Here is a 25,688-nt window from a genome sequence, read left to right on the forward strand (position 1 = left end):
CAAGGGGAGAGCCTTGTACTTTTTTGCTTAGGGGGGGGGCTGATTGTGCGAATCGTTTCAATGGGGATGTTGTTTGCTGTGTATATGACGTATATTGTATATGCTAGTCCGTTTGCTGCAACATGGGACGAGGTCGACTTTGCGCTGGCGCTTGATCGATACGACTTGTTTGCGATGCAACCGCATTTTCCGGGATATCCGTACTTTATTTTCGGCGGCATGCTTATTCATTTGTTCGTTGATAATGCCGCCCAAGCACTTGCGATTTGGAACGGGTTGCTCATGATGAGTGCGACCATTCCGATTTACTTGCTTGCTAAAACATACGGAAAAGAAGCATATGCGCTCGTTGTTACTGCCCTTGTCCATTCGCTCAGTTATGTGATGCTCATGGTGTCGCAACCGATGTCTGAAGGAAGTGCGCTCGCTGTTTTATGGTGGTACGTTTGGAGTTTAGAACGCGCACTTCGCTCGGATCACATTCGTGTACAACTTTTGCCGCTATTGTTATTTAGCGTCATGCTCGGCATGCGTCTATCATACATTCCGTTTGCTGTCGGCATATTGTATGTTTGGTGGAAGCGTAAGTATCGATTTAAACAAATCTTGCTATATAGTTTGGCGGCATTGATGTTTCAATTCGTTTGGATCGTTGCCGTTGCTGTAACGGAAGGAGCTGGATTTTGGCAGCTCGCTCTTTCGTTTACGACAGGTCATTTTACACAATGGGGGGGAACGGTCTCAACGGACGAAGCGCCGCTTTGGCGGCGAGTGATGACGCTTATTTTTTATAACATCATATGGACAGGGATGGCTAAACAGTCGTTATGGTTACTAGGCTGTTTTATTGTTTTCTTTTTTATGACGTGGAAGGGCATAGTTGTTCCACCTTTGTATCGCTTGCTTTTATTTATTTATTTTCTTTGGGCACTGTTTGCGCAAAATATTGAAAAGCCGAGACATATATTACCGCTTGTCGTCATCATGTCATTTTTTTTGTTTGTGAGTACGCTTCAATCCTTATCCCGTTTGAGGCTTACAATGATGCTCATTTTGCTTTTTTCCCAAACGGTGATAGGTGTGCAAGCTGTCAAGAGCCAAGCGACGCAGTTGCCAGCGACGTATCAGTTAGCGTATGATTTTGAGCAGAAAGAAGAGCGTTTCATTTTGTTTACGTGGGAAGAAACGCGCGTGCTCGAATATTTACGTGTGTCCTTTCCGCATGAACGCGTCTTTTCATTCGACGTTTTCCAAAGGGAGAAAGCGATGTTTCCGCATGCGAAAGTGTATGTAACTAATCATGTCGTCAAGGGGTTTCAAGCGCAAGGAATAGACGTTCGTCCATACATTCGTCCAGTTCGAACGTATCAATCAAGCATATTATCTGATCCGGTGTACGGGCGCATTACTGTATATGAATGGAGAGAGGAGGAAAAACGTGAATGAGCGTTTGAAAGAAAAGTTAGCGATTTTACCTGATCAACCAGGATGTTATTTAATGAAAGATGTTCACGGAACGGTTATTTATGTCGGGAAGGCAAAAGTGTTGAAAAACCGTGTTCGCTCGTATTTTACCGGTACGCATGACGGAAAGACGCTCCGTTTAGTGAACGAAATTGCTGATTTCGAATATATCGTGACGTCCTCCGATTTAGAGGCGCTCATTTTAGAAATGAATTTAATTAAAAAATACGATCCGAAATATAACGTCATGTTAAAAGATGACAAAAGCTACCCGTTTATTAAAATTACAGGGGAGAAACATCCGCGCCTCATCATTACGCGTACGGTGAAAAAAGATAAAGGAAAATATTTTGGTCCGTATCCGAACGCCCATGCGGCACACGAAACGAAAAAACTGCTCGATCGTTTATATCCGTTGCGAAAATGCGAAAAAATACCGAAAAAAGTTTGTTTATATTATCACATGGGGCAATGTTTAGGGCCATGTGAGTATGAAGTGTCAGACGAAGAAAATAAACGAATCGTCGAGCAGATCACTCGCTTTTTAAATGGCGGATATAAAGAAGTGAAAGAGCAATTGACGGAAAAGATGATGGAGGCAGCAGAACAGCTACAGTTCGAACGAGCAAAAGAATACCGCGATCAAATTGCGTATATTGAATCGTTAATGGAAAAACAAAAAATGATTTTACACGATTTTGTTGACCGCGATATTTTTGGATATGCGTACGATAAAGGATGGATGTGTGTACAAGTATTTTTCGTGCGCCAAGGAAAGCTGATTGAGCGAAATGTTTCGATGTTTCCGTTATACCAAGAGGCTGAGGAAGAATTTTTAACGTTTTTAGGACAGTTTTACAGTAAAGATTACCATTTAAAACCGCGTGAAGTTGTGTTGCCGCGGGAAATTGATGGCGAGATGGCGATGAATTTGCTTCATGTGCATGTCGTGCAACCGAAGAGTGGAAAAAAGAAAGAGCTTGTCGATTTAGCATGTAAAAATGCACAAATGGCGCTACAAGAGAAGTTCTTTTTAATTGAGCGGGATGAACAACGAACGATTCGAGCGGTTGAGCGTTTAGGTGAGGTGCTAGGCATTCAAACACCGCAACGAATCGAGGCGTTTGACAACTCAAATATTCAAGGAACAGACGCTGTAGCGGCCATGGTCACATTTATTGACGGAAAGCCAGAAAAAAAAGAATATCGGAAATATAAAATAAAAACCGTGCAAGGTGCTGATGATTATGAGTCAATGCGCGAAGTCATTCGCCGACGGTACATCCGCGTGTTGCGCGAGCAGTTGCCACTTCCTCAATTAATCATTGTCGATGGCGGGAAAGGGCAAATACAAGCGGCAAAAGAAGTGCTCGAGTGTGAACTCGGACTATCGATCCCTGTTGCTGGTTTAGTGAAAGATGAGAAACATCGAACATCTCATTTGTTATTTGGCGATCCGCCGGGCGTTGTTTCGCTAGAGAAAAATAGCCAAGAATTTTATTTATTGCAACGTATTCAAGAAGAGGTACATCGTTTCGCTATTACATTTCATCGTCAAGTGCGATCGAAATCTGCCTTTTATTCGATTCTCGATCAAATTCCGGGTGTCGGAACAAAAAGAAAACAAGCGTTGCTGCAACATTTTGGATCGATCAAAAAAATGAAAGAAGCAACGGTGGAGCAATTGCAAGAAGCAAACATTCCGAAACATGTTGCTCAAAAAATTTACGAAACGCTTCAAACGTATGAAAGCTGACCATCATCGGTCAGCTTTTATCTTTTCGATCCCATTTTACAGTAAACAAAACGGTTTTTGTGCGCCGCTTTTGTTGTTCGAATGCTTCTGTCACACATCCTTTTTGTTGTTCAAACTGTTGAGCAAGAAAGCCAGCCTCGAGTTGAAACGTGCATTCTCCACCGTAGTCGAAACGCATGGCGACAAGCGACCCATCTAATTGAAACTCACAGCTATCCTTTTTCTCCTCAAGCAGCGATAGGTTTCCCCAACCGGCATGTTCAAAAAAGGCGATGACGTCATCCATTGTAGCTAGCGGATACTTCCTTGCTAAATCTTTTCCAGCCCAATACAAAATAAATGGGGTTTCTTTTCCAAATAAATTTGGCAGTAATTGTTGACGAAATAAAAAGTCGCTAAAAGCAGAAATGCTCGTTTGTTTCCATTGTTCATATCCGCTCACGATCATTCTCCTCTCTATCTTTCATTATATCGAATGATGACGTGAAAAACAGTATTGACTTTTTTTCATTTCGAATTTCACTAGAATTATAGTTGTTTTAAAATTTGAAATGATTGAACATTTCGTGAACACCTTTTCTTGACGCTCCTACATTGTGGGAGTACAATGAATGTGACAATAATCAATGGAAATGGAAGTGTTTACACCTCTATTGATCATTGTCTAGTAAATGCGGATGGGAGCGCGTAGAAAAGAAAGATGATCATTTTAAGGGGGGTTATGTATGGCACAAAATCGAGAGTTTTTTTACCGTCGACTTCATTCGTTGCTTGGGGTCATTCCAGTCGGGCTATTTTTAACGCAGCATTTAGTAGTTAACCATTTTGCAACAAGAGGAGCAGAAGCGTTCAACAAAGCGGCAGCATTTATGGAGCAATTACCGTTTCGTTATTTTTTGGAAATTTTCATTATTTTTCTTCCGTTATTGTTCCATGCCATCTACGGGCTGTACATCGCATTTACAGCACAAAACAATGTAAGTCGCTACGGATATTTCCGTAACTGGATGTTTATGTTGCAACGCTTAACGGGGATTATTACGCTTATTTTCGTTGTATGGCACGTATGGGAAACGCGCGTCCAAGCTGCATTTGGTGCAGAAGTAAACTATGACATGATGGCGAACATCGTTGCCAACCCGTTTATGCTTGCATTTTATATCGTTGGAATTGTTTCTGCAGTATTTCACTTTGCGAACGGGCTATGGTCGTTTTTCGTTAGCTGGGGCATTACAGTGACTCCTCGTTCACAGCAAATCTCTACATACGTGACAATGGGGATTTTTGTCGCGCTTTCGATCGTCGGTATACGAGCGATTTTAGCATTCGTTTAATCCACAACATTGGAGGAGTGAGGAGACATGAGTAAAGGAAAAATTATTGTTGTTGGTGGAGGTCTTGCCGGCTTAATGGCAACGATTAAAATTGCCGAAGCAGGCGTGAAAGTAGATTTGTTTTCATTAGTTCCCGTTAAACGATCTCACTCTGTTTGTGCGCAAGGTGGCATTAACGGTGCGGTCAACACAAAAGGGGAAGGCGACTCGCCGTGGGAACATTTTGACGATACGGTGTATGGGGGAGACTTTTTAGCTGATCAGCCTCCGGTGAAAGCGATGTGTGAAGCTGCACCGGGCATTATCCATTTGCTTGATCGCATGGGTGTTATGTTCAACCGCACGCCAGAAGGATTGCTTGATTTCCGTCGCTTCGGCGGAACGCAACATCACCGAACGGCGTATGCAGGGGCGACGACAGGACAGCAGCTTCTTTATGCGCTCGATGAGCAAGTGCGTCGTCACGAAGTCGCTGGGCTTGTGACAAAATATGAGGGTTGGGAGTTTTTAGGCGCAGTTTTAGATGATGAACAAGTTTGTCGCGGTATCGTCGCACAAAACTTGACGACGATGGAGATTAAAGCGTTCCCTGCCGATGCAGTCATTATGGCAACAGGTGGTCCGGGGATCATTTTTGGAAAGTCGACAAACTCGATCATTAATACAGGATCAGCCGCTTCGATTGTTTATCAACAAGGTGCGTATTATGCAAACGGGGAATTTATTCAAATTCACCCGACAGCGATTCCGGGCGATGATAAGCTCCGCTTAATGAGTGAATCGGCACGTGGAGAAGGCGGACGAGTTTGGACGTATAAAGACGGAAAACCTTGGTATTTCTTAGAAGAAAAATATCCGGCTTACGGAAATCTCGTACCGCGCGATATTGCAACGCGTGAAATTTTCCATGTGTGCGTCGACTTAAAGCTCGGTATTAATGGCGAAAACATGGTTTATTTAGACTTGTCGCACAAAGATCCGAAAGAACTCGATATTAAGTTAGGCGGCATTATTGAAATTTATGAAAAGTTTATGGGTGAAGATCCAAGAAAAGTTCCAATGAAAATTTTCCCTGCCGTCCACTATTCGATGGGTGGATTATGGGTTGACTATGATCAAATGACGAATATTAAAGGACTATTTGCCGCGGGTGAATGCGACTTCTCCATGCACGGAGCAAACCGTCTAGGTGCCAACTCGTTGCTCTCCGCTATTTATGGCGGTATGGTCGCAGGGCCAAAAGCGGTTGAATATATGAAGGGGCTTGAAAAGTCAGCGGATGCGATGCCTTCTTCTTTATACGATCGTTACTTAAAACAAGAAGAAGAAAAATGGGCTCAAATTATGGCGATGGATGGAACAGAAAACGCCTACGTCTTGCATAAAGAACTTGGCGAATGGATGACAGATAACGTAACGGTCGTTCGTTACAACGACAAGCTATTAAAAACAGATGAGAAAATTCAAGAGCTGCTTGAGCGGTATAAAAACATTAACATTAACGACACAGCCAAATGGAGCAACCAAGGGGCGTCATTTACGCGCCAGCTTTATAACATGTTGCAGCTAGCTCGCGTCATTACGCTTGGAGCGTACAACCGCAACGAAAGCCGCGGGGCGCACTATAAGCCGGAGTTTCCTGAGCGAAATGACGAAGAATGGTTAAAAACAACGATGGCAAGTTTCACGCCGGATGGTCCATCGTTCCATTATCGCGATGTGGATACGTCACTCATTAAACCACGCAAGCGCGATTATACGAAAAAGAAAGGGGAAGTGAAATCATGAGCGAAAATAAAACGATTCGGATCATTGTCACAAGACAAGACCGTCCGGATACCGCCCCTTATGAAGAAGAATTTGTTATTCCGTATCGTCCGAATATGAACATCATTTCGGCGCTCATGGAAATTCGCCGTAATTCGGTCAATGCAAAAGGTGAAAAAACGACACCTGTTGCTTGGGAAATGAACTGTTTAGAAGAGGTTTGCGGTGCGTGTTCGATGGTGATTAACGGGAAGCCGCGACAGTCGTGTACAGCGCTTATTGATCAGCTTGAGCAGCCGATTCGTTTAGAACCGATGCGCACGTTCCCAGTCATTCGCGACTTGCAAGTGGATCGCAGCCGCATGTTTGATTCGTTGAAAAAAGTGAAAGCGTGGATTCCGATTGACGGAACGTACGATTTAGGACCAGGGCCGCGCATGCCAGAGCGTAAACGCCAATGGGCATACGAATTGTCCAAATGTATGACGTGCGGAGTATGTTTAGAAGCTTGTCCAAACGTCAACAGCAAATCAAACTTTATCGGTCCAGCACCGCTTTCGCAAGTGCGCTTATTTAACGCACATCCGACAGGAGCGATGCATAAAGCGGAGCGTCTTGAAGCCATTATGGGAGATGGTGGATTAGCGAACTGCGGAAATTCACAAAACTGTGTGCAATCTTGTCCGAAAGGTATTCCGCTTACAACATCTATTGCGGCATTAAACCGGGCGGCAACGATTCAAATGTTCCGCAATTTCTTCGGCAGCGATGAAGTGTAAATACAAGGTCGGCTCTTACAGAGTCGGCCTTACGTTTCATATATAGGGGGGAGAAATTTGAAAATATCTTATATCGATGACATGAAAGCATGGGAGCAGCGCTTTTCCTTTTTTCATCCGGTGCGCGTCCGTTTTTCTGAGACGGATATGTTTGGACATTTAAACAATACAGTGCCTTTCGTATATTTTGAAGAAGCGCGCATCGCGTTTTTTGAGCATCTCGGTTTTATGGGGGACTGGGTTGGAAAAGAACAAGATGCCATTCCAGTCGTCGCCAACTTACAATGTGATTTTTTACAACAAGTATACTTTGGTGAGCAGCTAAAAATTGGGGTGAAGGTTGCTCATATTGGGAATTCTTCTGTTGATTTACATTATGTTGGGAAAAAACAAAATGGAGCAATCGCATTTACAGGTCGTGGGACGATGGTTCAAATGTCAAAAACGACAGGTAAAGGGGTGCCTTGGGACGAAAGCGCCCGTGCGCGATTAATAGAAAACATGTAACCGTTCAACCCTTTCTTGCATACGATATGTTGACTAAATATATACCCATCCGTTTAGGTCTGGTAAAAGCAAGGAGGGTTATCCAATTGAATCAGAAGCCGCTGCTCACAAAAAGGGAACGGGAAGTATTTGAACTGTTGCTGCAAGACAAAACAACGAAAGAAATTGCTAGTGAACTATTCATTAGCGAAAAAACAGTTCGCAACCACATTTCGAATGCGATGCAAAAGCTTGGAGTAAAGGGGCGCTCGCAAGCTGTTGTCGAATTGCTTCGAATGGGGGAGCTTGAACTATAACGAGAACCGGCTTGCCTTTTCGTCTTAGGCAGCCGGTTTTCTATTGCTTTGATGTGTGCTATAATGAAAGATGTTTTGTCATACATCAACAAAGAATGAGGCGAATACATTGGAAAGACCAATTGGAGTGATTGATTCGGGTGTTGGTGGATTAACGGTTGCACGGGAAATCATGCGCCAGCTACCAAAAGAACAAATTGTATATTTAGGAGATACGGCACGTTGTCCGTACGGTCCAAGACCGCGGGAAGAAATTCGACAGTTTACGTGGGAAATGACAAATTATTTGCTTCGCTATGACATTAAAATGCTTGTGATCGCCTGTAATACAGCAACAGCGGTTGTGCTTGAAGAAATTCGGGACGCGCTTCATATCCCGGTCATTGGCGTTGTTCATCCCGGGGCCCGCACCGCGTTAAAAATGACGAAGAACTATCATATCGGTGTCATTGGTACGATCGGGACAGTACAGAGCGGAGCATACGAACAGGCATTAAAGTCAATTAATAGCGATGTAAACGTGGAGAGTTTAGCGTGCCCGAAATTTGTTCCTTTAGTTGAGAGTGGACAATTTGAAGGCGAGGAAGCAAAACAAATTGTTGCTCAATCGCTTGAACCATTAAAAAATCGGCCAATCGACACACTTATTTTGGGGTGTACACATTATCCTTTACTCAGCCCAATTATTCAACAATATATGGGAGATGACGTGAAACTCATTTGTTCTGGCGATGAAACGGCACGTGAAGTGAGCACAATTTTGCATCATAGCGGTTTGCTGTATACCGGAAATAAACGTCGAAAGCATATATTTTTAACAACCGGACCGAAAGAAACGTTTCAACACATTGCAACGAAATGGTTTGGTCATCCGATTGAACATGTCGAAACGATTCAATTATCGTAAAATCCTTCGCATATGGCGAAGGGTTTTTTTGTTCTATTTTTTTGGATGGCTCGTATACATAGTAGTACAAACCGTGTGAGGAGGGGAGTCCATGCGCCGTGCGTGGGTCATTGTAACAATGTTTATCTTTATGTTATCAGGATGTGGGCTATTTGGAGGTGAAAAAGCAACAAAGGAAATTGATCCGCCAAAAGATGTAACATACGTAGAAGATGAGAAATCATTGCAAGAGCAAGAAACAGCAGAAAAAGAAAAAGCGACCGAGACGGTGCAGCGCGAATTATACTTGATTGATAAAAATGGTTTTGTCGTTCCACAAACATTTGCCTTGCCAAAAACAAATGCCGCAGCTAAACAAGTGCTCGAATATTTAGTAGAAAACGGTCCAATTTCACAGTTGCTTCCAAATGGATTTCGTGCAGTGTTACCAGCTGACACACAAGTATTAAGCGTCAATTTAAAACAAGATGGCACGCTTGTTGTCGATTTTTCAAAAGAATTTGCGAATTACCGTCCAGAAGATGAAAAACGCATTCTACAGGCTATCACGTGGACAGTAACACAATTTGATAATGTAAAACGTGTAAAAATTCGCATGAACGGCCATGATCAACATGTCATGCCGGTCAACGGAACACCAATTAGCGACGAACTGAGCAGAGACGATGGAATTAACATTGAAACGAACGGTGTTGTTGATATTACAAATACGCACCCGGTCATCGTCTACTTTTTAGCGCAAGACGGCAAACAAACGTATTATGTGCCCGTTACACGCCGCGTACCAAATAGCGAGCAAGATGAGTTAGCAGCTGTTGTGAATGAGCTAATTAAAGGGCCGAGTTACGGCTCTGGGTTATTAAGTGATTTGCAAGCGGATGTGAAGTTATTAGAAGCACCAAAATATGAAAACGGGAAAGTGACGTTAAACTTTAACGAGGCGATTTACGGTAGCGTGGAGAAAAATGTTGTGTCGACTCATGTGCTCAATTGTTTAGTATTATCATTAACTGAACAACCAGGGGTAGAAAGTGTAGCGATTACAGTAAACGGAAAAGCGGAATTAGTTGATGAAAGTGGAAAACCGTTATCAGAACCGGTAACAAGACCGCAAAATGTGAACACAGGTAGTTTTTGAAACCAATTTTTTGCTATACTATATAAAGATTCATCGTCGAGAGGCAGTGTTCCTGCCTCTTATTTTCGTGATCATATATTGAGGAGGATTTTGTGTGAGAGTAGATGGCAGAACAAATGACGAACTTCGTCCCGTACATATTGAACCGAACTATTTAAAACATCCGGAAGGGTCTGTGCTTATTTCGATTGGTGATACGAAAGTCATTTGTACAGCAAGTATTGAAGATAAAGTTCCGCCGTTTATGCGCGGAGGCGGGAAAGGGTGGATTACTGCGGAGTATGCGATGATTCCACGTGCGACAGAACAGCGAAACATTCGCGAAGCAAGTAAAGGAAAGCTATCTGGGAGAACGATGGAAATTCAACGATTAATTGGTCGCGTGCTTCGCTCGGTTGTCGATTTGCAAAAATTAGGTGAAAAAACGATTTGGATTGATTGTGATGTCATTCAAGCGGATGGTGGAACGCGTACCGCTTCAATAACCGGTGCATTCGTTGCAATGGCGTTAGCGCTCGGAAAAATGGTCGAAGACAAAAAGTTGCCGATGCTCCCTATTACAGACTTTTTAGGTGCCACATCTGTTGGCATTGATGAAGAACATGGCATTATTTTAGATTTAAACTACACGGAAGATTCGAAAGCGCATGTCGATATGAATATTGTCATGACTGGATCGGGTCGCTTTGTTGAAATTCAAGGAACAGGGGAAGAAGCAACATTTTCATATGAACAATTGCTCGATTTACTAACTGTTGCTGAAAAGGGCATTTATGAACTTATCGCCTTGCAAAAAGAAGCGCTCGGCTCGCTCGCTGAACAAATTGTGCAAAACCGTTCGGAAGGAGAAGAAACGAAGTGAAACGAATGATTATCGCCACAAAAAACAAAGGGAAAATCGCTGAGTTTCAGCAACTGTTTGCCAAAAAGGGAGTCGAAATTCGTTCGCTTCTTGACTATGATGACGTGCCAGATGTTGAGGAAACAGGAAAGACGTTTGCAGAAAACGCTATATTGAAAGCGACGACAATAGCGAAGATGTTTCAAGAACCGGTCATTGCGGACGATTCTGGGTTAATCGTTGATGCGTTGCATGGCGAGCCGGGTGTATACTCGGCTCGCTATGCTGGCGATGGAAAAAATGACGAAGCAAACATGGAAAAAGTGCTGAACAAGTTACAAGGTGTGCCTTTTGAACAACGCACAGCGCGCTTTCATTGTACGCTAGCAGTCGCAAAGCCGAACGGTGAAACAACGACGGTCGATGGCGTATGTGAAGGATATATTACAGAAGAGCCGATCGGTAAAAACGGTTTCGGATACGATCCTATTTTTTTCGTTCCTGAAAAACAATGTACAATGGCTCAATTGACAAAAGAGGAGAAAAACGAAATAAGCCATCGTGCTAAAGCGTTACGACATCTTTTAACTGTTTGGGACAAGCTGTTTGAAGAGGGGGAATGAGCCGTGAACGTATTGGTCATAAGCGACAGTCACGGATTAACGAACGAGTTGCAAACGATTGTTTCGCGACATAAACAACATGTCGATGCTGTTATTCACTGCGGTGATTCCGAGTTACCAAGCGACCATGAGGCGTTGCAAGGCATGCTTGTTGTGCGAGGAAACTGCGATTACGAACGCCGTTTCCCAACCGATCTCGTGGAAGAACGAAACGGTGTTCGTTTTTTCATTACACATGGGCACTTGTATAACGTTAAAATGACGATGATGAATGCGTATTATAAAGCGAAAGAAGTCGGGGCGCACATCGTTTGCTTCGGCCATTCTCATATTGCAGGGTGCGAACAAATCGATGACGTTCTTTTCATTAATCCAGGAAGCATTTTCTTACCGCGCATGCGTCGCGAAAAAACATACGCCATGCTTCATATCAACAACAACACGACAACTGTATATTTTTACAATATAGACGGACAACTGCTAGATGACTTAACAACCACATATAAAATACAATAGGGGCAAGAAAATTCCACCGCCCCTATTGACATTTTTCATAAACATCATTACAATAACAATTGTCCAAACCACGATATGTCCCAGTAGCTCAGCTGGATAGAGCAACGGCCTTCTAAGCCGTCGGTCGGGAGTTCGAATCTCTCCTGGGACGTTAACGATCCTCTTGCACAGGCAAGGGGATTTTCGTTTTTTATATGTCATGGCTCAGCTGGATAGAGCACGTTTGAGCGCACCTCATTGAATACACATCAGCGTACCGCACGAACCGCATCTTGAGTAAACGAAACGGAGTGCGGGACGACAAAGCCTTCTAAGCCGTCGGTCGGGAGTTCGAATCTCTCCTGGGACGTTAACGATCCTCTTGCACAGGCAAGGGGATTTTTTTAGTTAGTCAAAAAATGTTCAAATTTTTTATTTTCACTCTTTTCCTTGATATATCAATTATGTAAGCGGATACAAAACATTTTAACTAATCGAAATAATCAAAAAATTCGATGAAATGGTATTGACTGTTTCAGTAAATGAGCGTATGATAATTTTCAAATAAATCTAACAAAAGTCGTAACAAACATAAGAAGCAAGAGACGGCGAACAGGGGAAGAGGGGAAAAACATTGAGTGAACAGTGGATTTTTCTAAACGATGAATTTGTAACGAAAGAAAATGCGAAAATCTCTGTATACGATCACGGCTTTCTTTATGGGGATGGGGTGTTTGAAGGCATTCGCGTGTATAGCGGCAACGTGTTTCGAATGAAAGAACATATTGACCGTTTATACAATTCAGCAAAATCCATTTTATTAAACATTCCGTACACAAAAGAAGAATTAACAAATATTATCGTCCAGACGGTGCAAAAAAACGGATTTGAAGATGCTTATATTCGTGTTGTTGTGTCACGCGGCGTCGGCGACCTTGGCCTTGATCCATATAAATGCAAAAAGCCGCAAGTTGTTGTCATCGTTGAGCCGTTAGCAATCTTTCCAAAACATTTATATGAAACGGGCATCGAAGTCGTTACGGTAGCGACGAGACGAAATCGTCCAGATGTATTAAGCCCGAAAGTCAAATCATTAAATTATTTAAATAACGTATTAGTGCGAATTGAAGCACATTTAGCAAACGTGAGCGAAGCGCTTATGCTCAACGATCAAGGATACGTGGCAGAAGGCTCAGCCGACAACGTGTTTATCGTCAAAAACGGCGTGCTATATACGCCGCCAGGATATGTCGGGGCGCTTGAAGGCATTACGCGCGATGCGATTATCGACATCGCTAAAGACCTCGGCTATGTTGTAAAAGAGGAGCCGTTTACGCGCCATGACGTATATACGGCAGATGAAGTGTTTTTAACAGGAACAGCTGCGGAAGTCATTGCGGTGGTGAAAGTCGATGGCCGCGTGATTGGCGAAGGTGTACCAGGGGAACATACGAAGCGATTGTTGGAAGAGTTTCGTAAACGAGTAGTTGCTGAAGGGGTAAAAGTATATGCTCCCCAAAATGTAAACGCAGGATGATAACTAAATAAAGAAAAAGCGTTGAAGAGGATAAGTAGCAAACGGGTTCGGCATCTACAGAGAGCCGGGGAAGCTGAAAACCGGTGGTGTCTCCGTTTGTGAACTCCCCTCGGAGCGCCGTCCTGAACAATTCATTTCAGTAGGGGCGGACGGGTGCATGTCACTCGTTATTAAAACGAGCGCTGCGATGTTAGTCGCGTGCTCCTGAGGTGGCTTTTGCCACGAAGAAGGGTGGTACCGCGGAAAGGATGCAAGCCTTTTCGCCCCTTTGGTCTACATGGACCGATGGAGGGGCGAGAAGGCTTTTCTTATTTCACATTTTTTTAGGGGTGAAAAAATGGCAGCGAATATGAAAGTGAAAGAAAGAGTAGCAAAAAAGCAAACGTTATGTGGGGCGCTCATGTTAATTGAAGCGCTCAAAGCAGAAAACGTGAAAGTCATTTTCGGGTATCCAGGAGGTGCTGTATTACCGATTTATGACAAGTTGTACGAATCAGGAGTATTTCACGTATTGACACGTCACGAACAGGGGGCTATCCATGCGGCAGAAGGATACGCTCGCATTTCAGGAAAGCCTGGCGTCGTCATCGCTACATCGGGACCGGGTGCGACGAATATTGTAACAGGTTTAACGGATGCGATGATGGACTCTATCCCTCTCGTCGTTTTTACAGGGCAAGTAGCTTCTAGCGTCATTGGATCTGATGCCTTTCAAGAAGCAGATGTATTAGGTATTACAATGCCAATTACAAAACATAGTTACCAAGTACGCGACGTACAAGAGCTGCCAAAAATTATTAAAGAAGCGTTTCATATTGCAACGACTGGGCGACCAGGTCCTGTGTTAATTGATATTCCGAAAGATATGTCTGTCGCAGAAGCGGAGTTTGATTACGAACAAGATGTACAGCTGCCAGGGTATCAGCCGACAACAAAGCCAAATCATTTACAAATTCGCAAGCTCGTTGAGGCGGTAAGCCAAGCGAAGCGCCCAGTTATTTTAGCTGGTGCTGGTGTTCTTCACGCGAATGCGCATGAGCAGCTAAAACAATATGCCGAACAACAAAACATTCCGGTTATCCATACGCTTTTAGGACTTGGTGGTTTTCCGGCCGACCACCCGCTATTTCTTGGAATGGCAGGTATGCATGGAACGTACACAGCGAACATGGCGTTGTATGAATGCGACCTTCTCATCAATATAGGTGCACGATTTGATGACCGGGTGACCGGAAATTTGGCGCACTTTGCACCGAAAGCGACAGTTGCTCATATCGATATCGACCCAGCGGAAATCGGAAAAAATGTACCAACAAAAATACCGATTGTCGGTGATGCAAAAGAAGCGCTCATGCAACTAATTGAGCAAAACGGAAAGCGCCCAGACGTATCCGAATGGCTCAAACAGTTGAATGAATGGAAACGAGAATATCCGCTTATGTACAAACATGAACCAGGTGTATTAAAACCACAACGGCTTATTGAACTCATTCATGAATATACAAATGGCGAAGCGGTTGTAACGACAGATGTAGGGCAACATCAAATGTGGGTTGCTCAATATTATAAATTCAAACGACCGCACCGTTGGGTTACATCAGGCGGGCTAGGTACGATGGGATTCGGCTTGCCGGCGGCAATCGGCGCTCAACTAGCGCAACCGGAAGCAACGGTTGTAGCGATCGTTGGAGACGGCGGATTTCAAATGACATTACAAGAGTTGTCAGTCATTCAAGAGTTGAATTTGCCGATTAAAATTGTCATCGTCAACAATCAAGCGCTCGGCATGGTTCGCCAATGGCAAGAAATTTTTTACGAGAAACGATACTCTCATTCGCTTATTCCAAATCAGCCTGATTTCGTGCGTTTAGCCGAGGCATACGGCATGAAAGCGATGCGTGCGACAACGGAGGAAGAGGCGGAATACGTATTGAAAGAAGCGTTTGCGACGAATGCGCCAGTTTTACTTGATTTTCATGTGCATCCAGGTGAAAACGTATATCCGATGGTTGCCCCAGGAAAAGGATTACATGAAATGGTGGGGGTGAAATGGTGAAACGAATTATTACAATGACGGTGAACAATCGTCCAGGCGTATTAAACCGTATTACAGGTTTGTTTACAAAGCGGCATTACAACATTGAAAGCATTACAGTTGGTCATACCGAATCAGAAGGTGTTTCACGCATGACGTTCGTCGTCAATGTAGAAGATGAACGCATTGCTGAACAAATTACGAAACAATTAAACAAGCAAATTGATGTATTAAAAGTTGTAGACATTACAGATCAAGCGATTATCGTTCGAGAGTTAGCATTAATTAAGGTAGCCGTCACACCAGCGACACGTGGTGAAATTTATACGCTCATCGAACCGTTTCGGGCGTCCATCGTCGATGTAGCACGCGATAGTCTCGTCGTCCAAGTAACGGGCGAGCCAGAAAAAATTGACGCACTTATCGACTTATTAAAGCCGTATGGACTAAAAGAAGTTGCAAGAACAGGAACAACAGCGTTTCCGCGCGGCTCACAACGCGCATCATCAACAAATAAATCACTATTTATTATTTAAAGGAGAGGATTTTATTATGGTAAAAGTATATTACAATGGCGATGCAAACGAAGCTTATATTCAAGGGAAAAAAGTAGCAATTATCGGATACGGTTCTCAAGGTCATGCCCATGCACAAAACCTTCGCGATAGCGGCGTCGATGTAACGATCGGACTGCGTCCGGGGAAGTCGTGGGAAAAAGCAGAGCAAGATGGCTTTGTCGTCTTGCCAGTAGGAGAAGCAACAAAACAGGCCGACATCGTGATGGTTTTACTTCCAGACGAACGTCAACCGAAAGTGTATAAGGAAGAAATTGCGCCAAACTTGCAGCCGGGTAACGCGCTCGTGTTTGCGCACGGATTTAACATTCACTTCAATCAAATTGTTCCACCGAGCGATGTGGATGTGTTTTTAGTCGCACCGAAAGGGCCTGGTCATTTAGTGCGTCGCACATATACGGAAGGAGCAGGTGTACCTGCATTGATCGCTGTATATCAAGATGTGAGCGGTGAAGCGAAAGAAACGGCGCTCGCTTATGCGAAAGCGATCGGTTCAGCTCGAGCGGGCGTGATTGAAACGACGTTTAAAGAAGAAACTGAGACAGATTTATTCGGTGAACAGGCCGTTCTTTGCGGGGGATTAACAGCGCTTGTCAAAGCTGGATTTGAGACGCTTGTAGAAGCTGGATACCAGCCGGAAATTGCATACTTTGAATGTTTACATGAATTAAAGCTTATCGTTGATTTAATGTACGAAGGCGGTTTAGCAGGTATGCGCTATTCGATTTCTGACACAGCGCAATGGGGGGACTTTGTGACAGGGCCACGCATCATTAATGATGCAGTGAAAGCCGAAATGAAAAAAGTGCTTGAAGACATTCAAACGGGTAAGTTTGCGAAAGGGTGGATTTTAGAAAACGAAGCGAATCGCCCAGAGTTTAACGCGATCAATCGCCGTGAAAATGAGCATTTAATTGAAGTAGTTGGTCGTGAGTTACGTAAAATGATGCCGTTTGTCAACGCTAAACAGAAAGACGTGGTGACGGTTGGTGCGAAAAATTAATATTTTTGATACGACGTTGCGTGATGGCGAGCAGTCTGCAGGCGTCAATTTAAACTTGCATGAAAAGCTCGAAATTGCTCGACAGTTAGAACGCCTCGGTGTAGATATCATCGAGGCGGGCTTTCCTGCCGCATCGAAAGGTGATTTCCAAGCCGTTCAAGCGATCGCCCAAACCGTCCGCAACTGTTCAGTAACAGGTCTTTCTCGTTCTGTTCAATCGGACATTGACGCGGCATGGGAGGCTTTAAAAGACGGGGCAGAACCGCGATTACACGTATTTATCGCAACGTCGCCCATTCATATGCAATATAAGTTGCGAATGACACCCGAGCAAGTCATCGAAACAGCTGTGGAATCTGTTCGTTACGCGAAAAAATATTTTCCGATTGTACAATGGTCAGCAGAAGACGCATGTCGAAGCGATCTTCCGTTCCTTGCGACGATTGTTGAACGCGTCATTGAAGCGGGGGCGAACGTCATTAACATTCCAGATACAGTCGGTTATATTACTCCGAAACAATATGGCGACATATTCTCTTTTTTAAAAGAAAATGTTCGGAATATTGAAAAAATTAGCTTATCTGCGCATTGTCACGATGATTTAGGAATGGCTGTTGCTAACTCGCTCGCGGCCATTGAGGCGGGGGCGACGCAAATTGAAGGGACGGTGAACGGGATCGGTGAGCGTGCCGGAAACGCTGCGATTGAAGAAGTTGCGGTGGCGCTTTATATTCGTAAAGATTACTATCAAGCAGAGACGCGCTTGAACTTACAAGAAATTAAACGTACGAGCAACTTAGTAAGCAAGTTGACAGGAATGATTGTCCCACCAAATAAAGCGATCGTCGGTAAAAACGCTTTTGCTCATGAATCTGGTATTCATCAAGATGGTGTGTTAAAAGAAAAAACGACGTACGAAATTATATCTCCGCAACTTGTTGGGGTGCAATCGAATGCGATGGTGCTTGGGAAGCATTCGGGTCGTCATGCGTTTCGAACACGCATTCAAGAGCTTGGGTATTCATTAACAGATGAAGAGGTCAATCGTTTGTTTGGCCGTTTTAAAGATTTAGCAGATAAAAAGAAAGATATTACGGATGATGATTTAATTGCACTCATTTTAGATGAAAAGTTAGATACGTATAAAAACTTTTATCAATTATGTTCCATTCAAGTACAATACGGAACCAATCAAATTCCGACAGCAGTGGTCGTATTAAAAGATGGAGAAGGAAGCGACATTCAAGAAGCGGCGACAGGGGCGGGCAGCGTCGAGGCGTTATATAACGCATTAGAAAAAGCGCTGCAATTACCTGTTACGTTGCTTGATTATCGCATTGAATCTGTAGGAAGCGGAAGGGATGCTTTAGCACAAGTATATGTGAAAGTGTCGCTCGATGGGAAAGAAGCAAGCGGACGCGGAACAGCACAAGATGTGCTAGAAGCATCGGCAAAAGCATATATTCATGCGGTAAATCGCATGTTCGTCATCGAAAAAATGCGAGAAGAACAAGCGCTTGCGGCGCAATAACAAAGGGGGGCGTTTTATGTATCGTATCGCTGTTTTGCCGGGAGACGGTATCGGAAAAGAAGTGACAAAGGGAGCGGTCAATGTTTTACAAGCAATTGGTGATCGTTTTGGGCATACGTTTCATTTTTCATATGGCTTGATTGGCGGGGAAGCGATTGACCGTGAAGGAACGCCTCTCCCAGAACAAACGCTTCACATGTGTAAACAGAGCGATGCGGTATTGCTTGGTGCGGTCGGGGGACCGAAATGGGACAAAAATCCACCACACCTCCGTCCAGAAAAAGGATTGTTGCAAATTCGAAAAGAAATGAATTTATTTGCAAACGTTCGACCAGTTACGTTTTATGACAGTTTATCTGGCGCTTCTCCGCTTAAACCACATGTGATTGAAGGGGCGGATTTTGTTATCGTTCGTGAATTAACAGGGGGCTTATATTTTGGAAAGCCAAGTGAACGACGGATCGAAAAAGGGAAGGAAGCGGTCGTTGATACATTGTTTTATAAAAGGGAAGAAATCGAACGGATCATTACGTTTGCTTTTGCACTGGCACAAAAGCGGAAAAAGAAAGTAACGTCCGTTGATAAAGCGAACGTGCTAGAGTCAAGCCGAATGTGGCGAGAGGTGGCTGAACAAGTGGCTAAACGTTTCCCAGATGTTCAACTTGAACATATGCTCGTGGATAATGCAGCGATGCAACTCGTTCGCTCTCCAAAACAATTTGACGTGATCGTAACAGAAAATATGTTTGGTGATATTTTAAGTGATGAAGCGTCCATGTTAACAGGCTCTCTCGGTATGCTTCCTTCAGCGAGCTTATCTGTTGATGGGCCAGCATTATACGAACCGATTCACGGTTCTGCTCCAGATATTGCAGGACAAAATAAAGCGAACCCGCTCGCAACTATTTTGTCAGCGGCAATGATGCTTCGTTTATCTTTTGGATTGACAGAAGAGGCGCATATCATTGAACAGGCGGTCAAGCAAGTGCTAGACGCAGGGTATCGAACAGCAGACATCGCTCAACACGGCGATTGTGTATTATCAACGACGGAAATGGTTGAAAAAGTAAAAGATGCGATTTTAGACGACGTAGCGATCGAACGAATTATGCAAGTATATGTGTAGGAGGAGATTGTGGTGGCGTCAAAGACGATTATTGAAAAAATTTGGGATGAACACGTTGTGTATCGTGAAGAAGGAAAACCGGACTTATTATATATTGACTTACATCTCGTTCATGAAGTCACGTCCCCACAAGCGTTCGAAGGATTGCGGCAAAAAGGGAGAAAAGTGCGCCGCCCAGATTTAACATTTGCAACGATGGATCATAACGTGCCGACGGTGAACCGGTTTGTTGTTGAAGATGAAGTGGCGAAAAATCAAATGACAGCACTAGAGCGGAATTGTCGTGAGTTCGGCATTCCGCTTGCCGATTTAAACAGCCCGGAGCAAGGGATTGTGCACGTCATTGGCCCGGAACTTGGATTAACACAACCGGGAAAAACGATTGTATGTGGGGACAGTCATACGTCGACACATGGCGCCTTCGGGGCGTTAGCGTTTGGCATCGGAACGAGCGAAGTGGAGCACGTGTTAGCGACACAAACGCTATGGCAACACCGTCCGAAAACGATGCAAGTTCATGTTACAGGTACGCTAGCACCAGGTGTATCGGCGAAAGATGTCATTTTAGCTATTATTGGTAAGTTCGGTGTTGATTTCGGTACAGGATATGTACTCGAATTTACAGGTGACGTCATTCGTCGTCTATCAATGGAAGAGCGAATGACCATTTGCAATATGTCGATCGAAGCGGGAGCACGAGCGGGATTAATTGCGCCAGATGATGTGACGTTTGCTTATTTGCGAGGAAGAAAATACGCACCAAAAGGGGAAGCGTTTGAACAAGCGGTTGAACGATGGAAACAGTTATGTACAGATGAAGGGGCGGTGTATGACCGCGTCATTCATATAGATGGAAGTGAAATTGCCCCAACGGTCACATGGGGCACAACACCAGCGATGAGCGCTCCGATCGATGGGACGGTTCCTTATCCTGAACAGTTTGCGACAGAAACGGAGCAAAAAGCAGTGCAGTTAGCGTTGCAATATATGGGATTAAAGCCGGGGACAAAAATGACAGATATTGCTGTACAGCATGTATTTATCGGATCATGTACGAACTCTCGCTTAAGCGATTTACGGGAAGCGGCGCAAATTGTAAAAGGAAAAAGAGTTGCCCCAGGTGTTCGAGCACTCGTCGTTCCAGGTTCTCAGCAAGTGAAAAAGCAGGCGGAGGAAGAAGGAATTGCTCAAATTTTTATTGATGCTGGCTTCGAATGGCGTGATTCCGGCTGTAGCATGTGTCTCGGAATGAATCCAGATACTGTACCAGCAGGCGAGCATTGCGCTTCAACGTCAAACCGAAATTTTGAGGGCCGGCAAGGAAAAGGTGCGCGTACGCATTTAGTAAGTCCAGCGATGGCGGCGGCCGCTGCCATTTACGGGCATTTTGTCGATGTGCGTACGCTATATAAAGAAACGGTACGATAGGAGGAGGAAAAGTGGAACCATTCGTCGTTCATAAAGGAAAAGTAGCGGGGTTAGATCGTGCCAATGTCGATACGGATCAAATCATCCCGAAGCAATTTTTAAAACGAATTGAACGAACGGGATTTGGCAAATTTCTTTTTTACGATTGGCGTTATCTTCCAGATGGCACGCCAAATCCACAGTTCGAATTAAATCGTCCTGAAAACGAAGGAGCGACAATTTTAGTCGCTAATGAAAATTTCGGTTGTGGTTCATCTCGTGAGCATGCCCCATGGGCGCTTGCTGATTACGGCTTTCGTGCTGTTATTGCTCCTTCATTTGCAGATATTTTTTACAACAACTGTTTAAAAAATAGCTTACTTCCTATTAAGCTATCGAAAGAAGACGTTGCGTATTTATTGAAACAGGCGCAACGGTCAGACTATGAGCTCACCATTTCGCTTGAACAGCAAGTCGTCTTCGATGATGAAGGGTTTACAAGCACGTTTGACATTGATCCGTATCGGAAACAACTTCTTTTAAAAGGCTGGGATGAAATCGACTTAACGTTCGTGTATGAGCCGCATATCGTTGCTTATGAACAATCACGCTCTTGACAAATCGTCGAGGGCGTTTTTTATTGAGTTTATAGGCAAACGTTGTTAAACTGAAAAATAAATGTACATGAAGGTGGGTACAAGTGAAAAATCGAAAAGTCATTCCGCACCCATATATTAAAGAGCGGTTGTTGGCTGAAGGAATGAATGCGTTAAAAGGAAAACGGTACAAGGAAGCATATACATATTTTACACAATTGCAACAATTCAATCGGAACGATGATGATGTAGAAATGGCGCTTGTTGTTTGCTTGTTTGAAATGGGGCGAGCAGAAGAGGCGAAAGAAAAATGTGAACAGCTGTTAGCGCGTGGTGTAGGGGATTGGACAGTATACATTTCTATGCTTGTCCATCTGCAACAATACGATGAAGTTGTCGTAGCAATTCAGACGTTGCAACAAAAAGGGATCGACTGCACCTCATTGTTACCGCTTTTGCAGTTTAGTGAAAAAATGATTCATTCGCATTGGGAACAACAGAAAAAACAATATGAAGCGATTTTGCAAAGCGATCAATGGACGTCCCAGCTTCGCGTCCTTCAGCAGCTTAAGGCAAACGTTGTGCCGCATCTCGTGCCAATATTTGCCCGCTACTTGTGTGATGAAATGAAACATCCGACTGTAAAAACGACGATATTACACTTATTAAGGAAAGAACAAGTGACGGAGCAAATGACCGTTAAAAAATTTGGCCAAACGATGACCGTTGTTCCCGCTTATCTCGATGAGCGAAAACAAGAACAATTTTCAGAGCAAGTGCTTCACATCGTCGATCAAACGTGGGCAAAGCAAAATCCGACGATGTACGAGTGGAGCAAGCAAATATGGATTCGCTACATGTTTATGATATATCCATTTCTACCAGAGCAGCCGGTACAACAATGGGCAGATGCCCTACATATATATGTTCAACAATGCGAAAATGGCGAAATGATATGTACACATCCGCTTGTTGCCAAACTTTATGAGGTAGAAAAATTGTGGCTTTCTGTTGAAAGTATATGATTGTATGGTATAATATAGTGGTTGTATTACACATAAAACCGTGTATGCCTACATATATGTAGTTCATTTACATGAATTTTTGAAGTTGGAGGGAAATGAGCATGTCGGCGAAATGGGAAAAACTCGAAGGCAACCAAGGCGTTCTTACAGTTGAAGTAGACGCTGAAAAAGTGAACGAAGGATTAGACGAAGCGTTTAAAAAAGTAGTGAAAAAAGTACAAATTCCAGGATTCCGTAAAGGTAAAATTCCTCGCTCTTTATTTGAAAAGCGTTTCGGTGTTGAATCATTATACGCAGATGCGTTAGATATTTTATTGCCAGAGGCATACGCAAAAGCTGTTGAAGAAACAGGCATCGAGCCAGTCGATCGTCCAGAAATCGACATCGAGCAAATGGAAAAAGGAAAAAGCTTAATTTTTACTGCAAAAGTGACAGTGAAGCCAGAAGTAACACTTGGTCAATACAAAGGGCTTGAAGTGGAAAAGTTAGACGACACGGTAACTGATGAAGATGTGGAGCAAGAATTAAAACGTTTACAAGAACGCCACGCTGAGCTTGTTGTGAAAGAAGAAGGAACAGTAGAAAACGGGGATACAGTCGTCATCGATTTCGAAGGATTCGTTGATGGTGAACCGTTTGAAGGTGGAAAAGCAGAAAACTATTCGCTCGTCGTCGGATCAGGTACATTCATTCCTGGATTTGAAGAACAATTAATCGGCATGGCTGCTGGAGAAGAAAAAGACATTGAAGTGACGTTCCCAGAGGAATATCATGCGGGACAATTGGCGGGCAAACCAGCAGTATTTAAAATCAAATTGCATGAAGTGAAAACAAAACAACTTCCAGCGCTTGACGATGAATTTGCGAAAGATGCAGATGAAGAAGTAGAAACATTAGATGCCCTAAAAGAAAAAATTAAAGACCGCTTAACAAAAGAGAAAAAAGAGGAAGCCGAAGCGGCGCTTCGTGATGCGGTTGTTCAAAAAGCAACAGAAAACGCGCAAATGGACATCCCAGAAGTGATGGTGAAAAACGAAACAGACCGTATGATTCGTGAGTTTGAGCAACGTTTACAAATGCAAGGGTTAAACCTTGACTTATACTATCAATTCTCTGGACAAAATGAAGCGGCACTTCGCGAGCAAATGAAAGAAGAAGCAGAAAAACGTGTTCGTGTAACGTTGACGCTTGAAGCGATCGTAAAAGCGGAAAACATTGACGTCACAGAAGAAGAAGTAGAAAAAGAATTGCAAGAAATGGCTAACTTATATAACCTATCAGTAGATAAGTTAAAAGAACTTTTGGGTACAGTAGACGGCCTAAAAGAAGATTTAAAAATGCGCAAAGCAATCGATTTCCTTGTTGAAAACAGCAAAGTTGTTGCATAATGAGAAGAGAAAGAACAAGGTGCATCATGTGCCTTGTTCTTTCCACATATAGTTGCAGTAATGAAAGTTTTCTAACTTTTCGTGCACATTTGCATTTTTATTGGCATACTTTTAAAGATTTATGATAAAATGACGAATACATAACGTTTTTTCATTTTTATGTACATATGATCGTAGAGGAATAAGGGGTGAAAACATGTTTAAATTTAATGATGAAAAAGGGCAGTTAAAATGCTCATTTTGCGGTAAAACGCAAGAACAAGTACGTAAGCTCGTCGCTGGCCCAGGTGTATACATATGTGATGAATGCATTGAATTGTGCACAGAAATCGTGCAAGAAGAGCTCGGATCGGAAGAAGAAGTTGAGTTTAAAGATGTGCCGAAGCCGAAGGAAATTCGCGAAATTTTAGATGAGTACGTTATCGGACAAGATGAGGCGAAAAAGGCGCTCTCGGTGGCGGTGTATAACCATTACAAACGCATTAATTCAAACAGCAAAATCGATGACGTCGAATTAGCAAAAAGTAATATTTTAATGATTGGACCGACAGGAAGCGGAAAGACGTTGCTCGCTCAAACGCTTGCACGCATTTTAAATGTGCCGTTTGCGATCGCTGATGCAACATCGCTTACGGAAGCTGGATATGTAGGTGAAGACGTCGAAAATATTTTATTAAAGCTCATTCAAGCTGCAGATTATGATATTGAACGAGCAGAAAAAGGAATTATTTACATTGATGAAATTGACAAAATTGCACGAAAATCAGAAAACCCTTCCATTACGCGTGACGTATCCGGTGAAGGTGTACAACAAGCATTATTAAAAATTTTAGAAGGTACTATCGCGAGCGTGCCGCCACAAGGGGGGCGCAAGCATCCGCATCAAGAGTTTATCCAAATTGACACGACAAACATTTTGTTCATTTGCGGGGGAGCGTTTGACGGTTTAGAGCCAATTATTAAGCGGCGACTCGGTAAAAAAGTAATCGGTTTTAGCTCTGATGTACAAGCTGAAGTCGAAGAAAAAGATTTATTGTCCAAAGTGTTGCCAGAAGACTTATTAAAGTTCGGGTTAATTCCAGAGTTTGTTGGTCGTCTTCCGGTGATTACAAGCTTGCAGCCGCTCGATGAAGACGCGCTTGTCGACATTTTAGTGAAGCCGAAAAATGCGCTCGTGAAGCAGTATGAAAAAATGCTTGAGCTTGACGATGTTGAGCTTGAATTTGAAGAAGAAGCGCTTCGTGAAATTGCCAAACGCGCGATTGAACGGAAAACAGGGGCACGCGGATTGCGTTCAATTATTGAAGGCATCATGCTTGATGTTATGTTTGAATTACCGTCTCGTGAAGATGTGAAAAAGTGTGTCATTACGGCACAAACGGTACGCGGTGAAAAAGCTCCGCTTCTCATTTTACATGATGGAACTGTCGTGGAGTATGAAAGAAAAACATCAGCATAGACGGAAAGAGATGGATCGACTTTCTCATTCGGAAAGTCGATCTTTTTTTGTTTATTTCTTTCTTTGCTCGGAGATACTATGCGTACAATACATACGCAG

At 43.4% G+C, this 25,688-nt stretch carries 24 protein-coding genes, 1 tRNA gene and 1 other annotated feature; of the genes, 24 read left to right on the forward strand and 1 reads right to left on the reverse strand.

Annotated elements, in window-relative coordinates:
- Positions 1-45: 45 nt before the first annotated feature.
- The gene (locus V7Z64_RS01240; RefSeq protein ID WP_297987566.1) at positions 46-1,446 is read left to right on the forward strand and encodes a nucleoporin-interacting protein; all 1,401 of its coding nucleotides are present in this window, start codon (positions 46-48) and stop codon (positions 1,444-1,446) included.
- Positions 1,439-3,220 carry an excinuclease ABC subunit UvrC gene (gene uvrC / locus V7Z64_RS01245; protein WP_297987563.1) on the forward strand — a complete coding sequence of 594 codons (1,782 nt, stop codon included), beginning with the start codon at positions 1,439-1,441 and terminating at the stop codon, positions 3,218-3,220. Before V7Z64_RS01240 ends, uvrC begins: the two co-directional genes overlap by 8 nt.
- 10 nt (positions 3,221-3,230) lie before the next feature.
- On the opposite strand, the gene V7Z64_RS01250 is transcribed toward uvrC, so the two are convergent.
- On the reverse strand, positions 3,231-3,662 hold the full coding sequence (locus tag V7Z64_RS01250; protein WP_003396482.1) for a YslB family protein: 432 nt from the start codon (positions 3,660-3,662) through the stop codon (positions 3,231-3,233).
- A gap of 283 nt (positions 3,663-3,945) precedes the next feature.
- Here V7Z64_RS01250 and V7Z64_RS01255 point away from each other — a divergent pair, with 283 nt between their 5' ends.
- From V7Z64_RS01255 to clpX, 22 genes are all read left to right on the forward strand, one after another.
- Positions 3,946-4,554 carry a succinate dehydrogenase cytochrome b558 subunit gene (locus V7Z64_RS01255; RefSeq protein WP_091701412.1) on the forward strand — a complete coding sequence of 203 codons (609 nt, stop codon included), beginning with the start codon at positions 3,946-3,948 and terminating at the stop codon, positions 4,552-4,554.
- A gap of 27 nt (positions 4,555-4,581) precedes the next feature.
- Positions 4,582-6,342: a succinate dehydrogenase flavoprotein subunit gene (gene sdhA / locus V7Z64_RS01260; protein ID WP_003396478.1), complete on the forward strand. Its 1,761-nt coding sequence runs from the start codon at positions 4,582-4,584 to the stop codon at positions 6,340-6,342.
- Complete coding sequence (gene sdhB / locus V7Z64_RS01265) at positions 6,339-7,100, forward strand: succinate dehydrogenase iron-sulfur subunit (protein ID WP_297987559.1); 762 nt, start codon at positions 6,339-6,341, stop codon at positions 7,098-7,100. Before sdhA ends, sdhB begins: the two co-directional genes overlap by 4 nt.
- Before the next feature lie 57 nt (positions 7,101-7,157).
- Entirely contained in the window at positions 7,158-7,607 is a 450-nt protein-coding gene (locus tag V7Z64_RS01270) for an acyl-CoA thioesterase (protein ID WP_297987556.1), read from the forward strand.
- An 80-nt stretch (positions 7,608-7,687) separates the two neighbouring features.
- Positions 7,688-7,903 carry a helix-turn-helix domain-containing protein gene (locus V7Z64_RS01275; RefSeq protein WP_035044920.1) on the forward strand — a complete coding sequence of 72 codons (216 nt, stop codon included), beginning with the start codon at positions 7,688-7,690 and terminating at the stop codon, positions 7,901-7,903.
- Positions 7,904-8,012: 109 nt separating this feature from the next.
- The gene (gene racE, locus V7Z64_RS01280; RefSeq protein ID WP_297987542.1) at positions 8,013-8,810 is read left to right on the forward strand and encodes a glutamate racemase; all 798 of its coding nucleotides are present in this window, start codon (positions 8,013-8,015) and stop codon (positions 8,808-8,810) included.
- Between the two features lie 91 nt (positions 8,811-8,901).
- A complete protein-coding gene (locus tag V7Z64_RS01285) occupies positions 8,902-9,948 on the forward strand; it encodes a GerMN domain-containing protein (protein ID WP_297987541.1) in 1,047 nt (348 codons plus the stop codon).
- A gap of 94 nt (positions 9,949-10,042) precedes the next feature.
- Positions 10,043-10,810 carry a ribonuclease PH gene (gene rph / locus V7Z64_RS01290; RefSeq protein ID WP_297987539.1) on the forward strand — a complete coding sequence of 256 codons (768 nt, stop codon included), beginning with the start codon at positions 10,043-10,045 and terminating at the stop codon, positions 10,808-10,810.
- Positions 10,807-11,412, forward strand: a complete 606-nt coding sequence (locus tag V7Z64_RS01295; RefSeq protein ID WP_297987537.1) for an XTP/dITP diphosphatase — start codon at positions 10,807-10,809, stop codon at positions 11,410-11,412. The genes rph and V7Z64_RS01295 overlap by 4 nt, the downstream gene beginning before the upstream one ends.
- Before the next feature lie 3 nt (positions 11,413-11,415).
- Entirely contained in the window at positions 11,416-11,928 is a 513-nt protein-coding gene (locus V7Z64_RS01300; protein WP_297987535.1) for a metallophosphoesterase family protein, read from the forward strand.
- A 77-nt stretch (positions 11,929-12,005) separates the two neighbouring features.
- Positions 12,006-12,079 (forward strand) — tRNA-Arg (locus tag V7Z64_RS01305).
- 462 nt (positions 12,080-12,541) lie between these two features.
- Complete coding sequence (gene ilvE, locus V7Z64_RS01310; RefSeq protein WP_003396440.1) at positions 12,542-13,444, forward strand: branched-chain-amino-acid transaminase; 903 nt, start codon at positions 12,542-12,544, stop codon at positions 13,442-13,444.
- A gap of 12 nt (positions 13,445-13,456) precedes the next feature.
- Positions 13,457-13,715, forward strand: a binding site (T-box leader).
- Positions 13,716-13,781: 66 nt separating this feature from the next.
- Positions 13,782-15,500 (forward strand): acetolactate synthase large subunit, encoded by a 1,719-nt coding sequence (ilvB, locus tag V7Z64_RS01315; protein WP_003396438.1) that lies wholly within the window; start codon positions 13,782-13,784, stop codon positions 15,498-15,500.
- On the forward strand, positions 15,497-16,015 hold the full coding sequence (gene ilvN, locus V7Z64_RS01320; RefSeq protein WP_297987531.1) for an acetolactate synthase small subunit: 519 nt from the start codon (positions 15,497-15,499) through the stop codon (positions 16,013-16,015). Before ilvB ends, ilvN begins: the two co-directional genes overlap by 4 nt.
- Before the next feature lie 16 nt (positions 16,016-16,031).
- On the forward strand, positions 16,032-17,057 hold the full coding sequence (gene ilvC / locus V7Z64_RS01325; protein ID WP_219985647.1) for a ketol-acid reductoisomerase: 1,026 nt from the start codon (positions 16,032-16,034) through the stop codon (positions 17,055-17,057).
- Complete coding sequence (locus V7Z64_RS01330; RefSeq protein ID WP_297987527.1) at positions 17,044-18,588, forward strand: 2-isopropylmalate synthase; 1,545 nt, start codon at positions 17,044-17,046, stop codon at positions 18,586-18,588. The genes ilvC and V7Z64_RS01330 overlap by 14 nt, the downstream gene beginning before the upstream one ends.
- Positions 18,589-18,604: 16 nt before the next feature.
- A complete protein-coding gene (gene leuB, locus V7Z64_RS01335; RefSeq protein WP_297987525.1) occupies positions 18,605-19,714 on the forward strand; it encodes a 3-isopropylmalate dehydrogenase in 1,110 nt (369 codons plus the stop codon).
- A 12-nt stretch (positions 19,715-19,726) separates the two neighbouring features.
- Entirely contained in the window at positions 19,727-21,142 is a 1,416-nt protein-coding gene (leuC, locus tag V7Z64_RS01340) for a 3-isopropylmalate dehydratase large subunit (RefSeq protein WP_297987524.1), read from the forward strand.
- 11 nt (positions 21,143-21,153) lie between these two features.
- A complete protein-coding gene (leuD, locus tag V7Z64_RS01345; RefSeq protein ID WP_297987522.1) occupies positions 21,154-21,738 on the forward strand; it encodes a 3-isopropylmalate dehydratase small subunit in 585 nt (194 codons plus the stop codon).
- Positions 21,739-21,821: 83 nt separating this feature from the next.
- Entirely contained in the window at positions 21,822-22,742 is a 921-nt protein-coding gene (locus V7Z64_RS01350; RefSeq protein ID WP_297987520.1) for a DUF3196 family protein, read from the forward strand.
- A gap of 101 nt (positions 22,743-22,843) precedes the next feature.
- Positions 22,844-24,130, forward strand: coding sequence for a trigger factor (gene tig / locus V7Z64_RS01355; RefSeq protein ID WP_297987518.1), 1,287 nt, complete (start codon positions 22,844-22,846; stop codon positions 24,128-24,130).
- Between the two features lie 196 nt (positions 24,131-24,326).
- The gene (gene clpX, locus V7Z64_RS01360) at positions 24,327-25,589 is read left to right on the forward strand and encodes an ATP-dependent protease ATP-binding subunit ClpX (RefSeq protein ID WP_297987516.1); all 1,263 of its coding nucleotides are present in this window, start codon (positions 24,327-24,329) and stop codon (positions 25,587-25,589) included.
- Positions 25,590-25,688: the final 99 nt, after the last annotated feature.

Source organism: Anoxybacillus sp. (assembly GCF_036834105.1).
In the GTDB taxonomy this organism is placed as follows: domain Bacteria; phylum Bacillota; class Bacilli; order Bacillales; family Anoxybacillaceae; genus Anoxybacillus.

Coding starts and splice junctions, on each gene's coding strand:
- ilvC (WP_219985647.1), top strand. CDS start 16,032: ATGGTAAAAGTATATTACAATGGCGATGCAAACGAAGCTTATATTCAA.
- ilvB (WP_003396438.1), top strand. CDS start 13,782: ATGGCAGCGAATATGAAAGTGAAAGAAAGAGTAGCAAAAAAGCAAACG.
- sdhB (WP_297987559.1), top strand. CDS start 6,339: ATGAGCGAAAATAAAACGATTCGGATCATTGTCACAAGACAAGACCGT.
- leuB (WP_297987525.1), top strand. CDS start 18,605: ATGTATCGTATCGCTGTTTTGCCGGGAGACGGTATCGGAAAAGAAGTG.
- clpX (WP_297987516.1), top strand. CDS start 24,327: ATGTTTAAATTTAATGATGAAAAAGGGCAGTTAAAATGCTCATTTTGC.
- tig (WP_297987518.1), top strand. CDS start 22,844: ATGTCGGCGAAATGGGAAAAACTCGAAGGCAACCAAGGCGTTCTTACA.
- sdhA (WP_003396478.1), top strand. CDS start 4,582: ATGAGTAAAGGAAAAATTATTGTTGTTGGTGGAGGTCTTGCCGGCTTA.
- V7Z64_RS01285 (WP_297987541.1), top strand. CDS start 8,902: ATGCGCCGTGCGTGGGTCATTGTAACAATGTTTATCTTTATGTTATCA.
- V7Z64_RS01255 (WP_091701412.1), top strand. CDS start 3,946: ATGGCACAAAATCGAGAGTTTTTTTACCGTCGACTTCATTCGTTGCTT.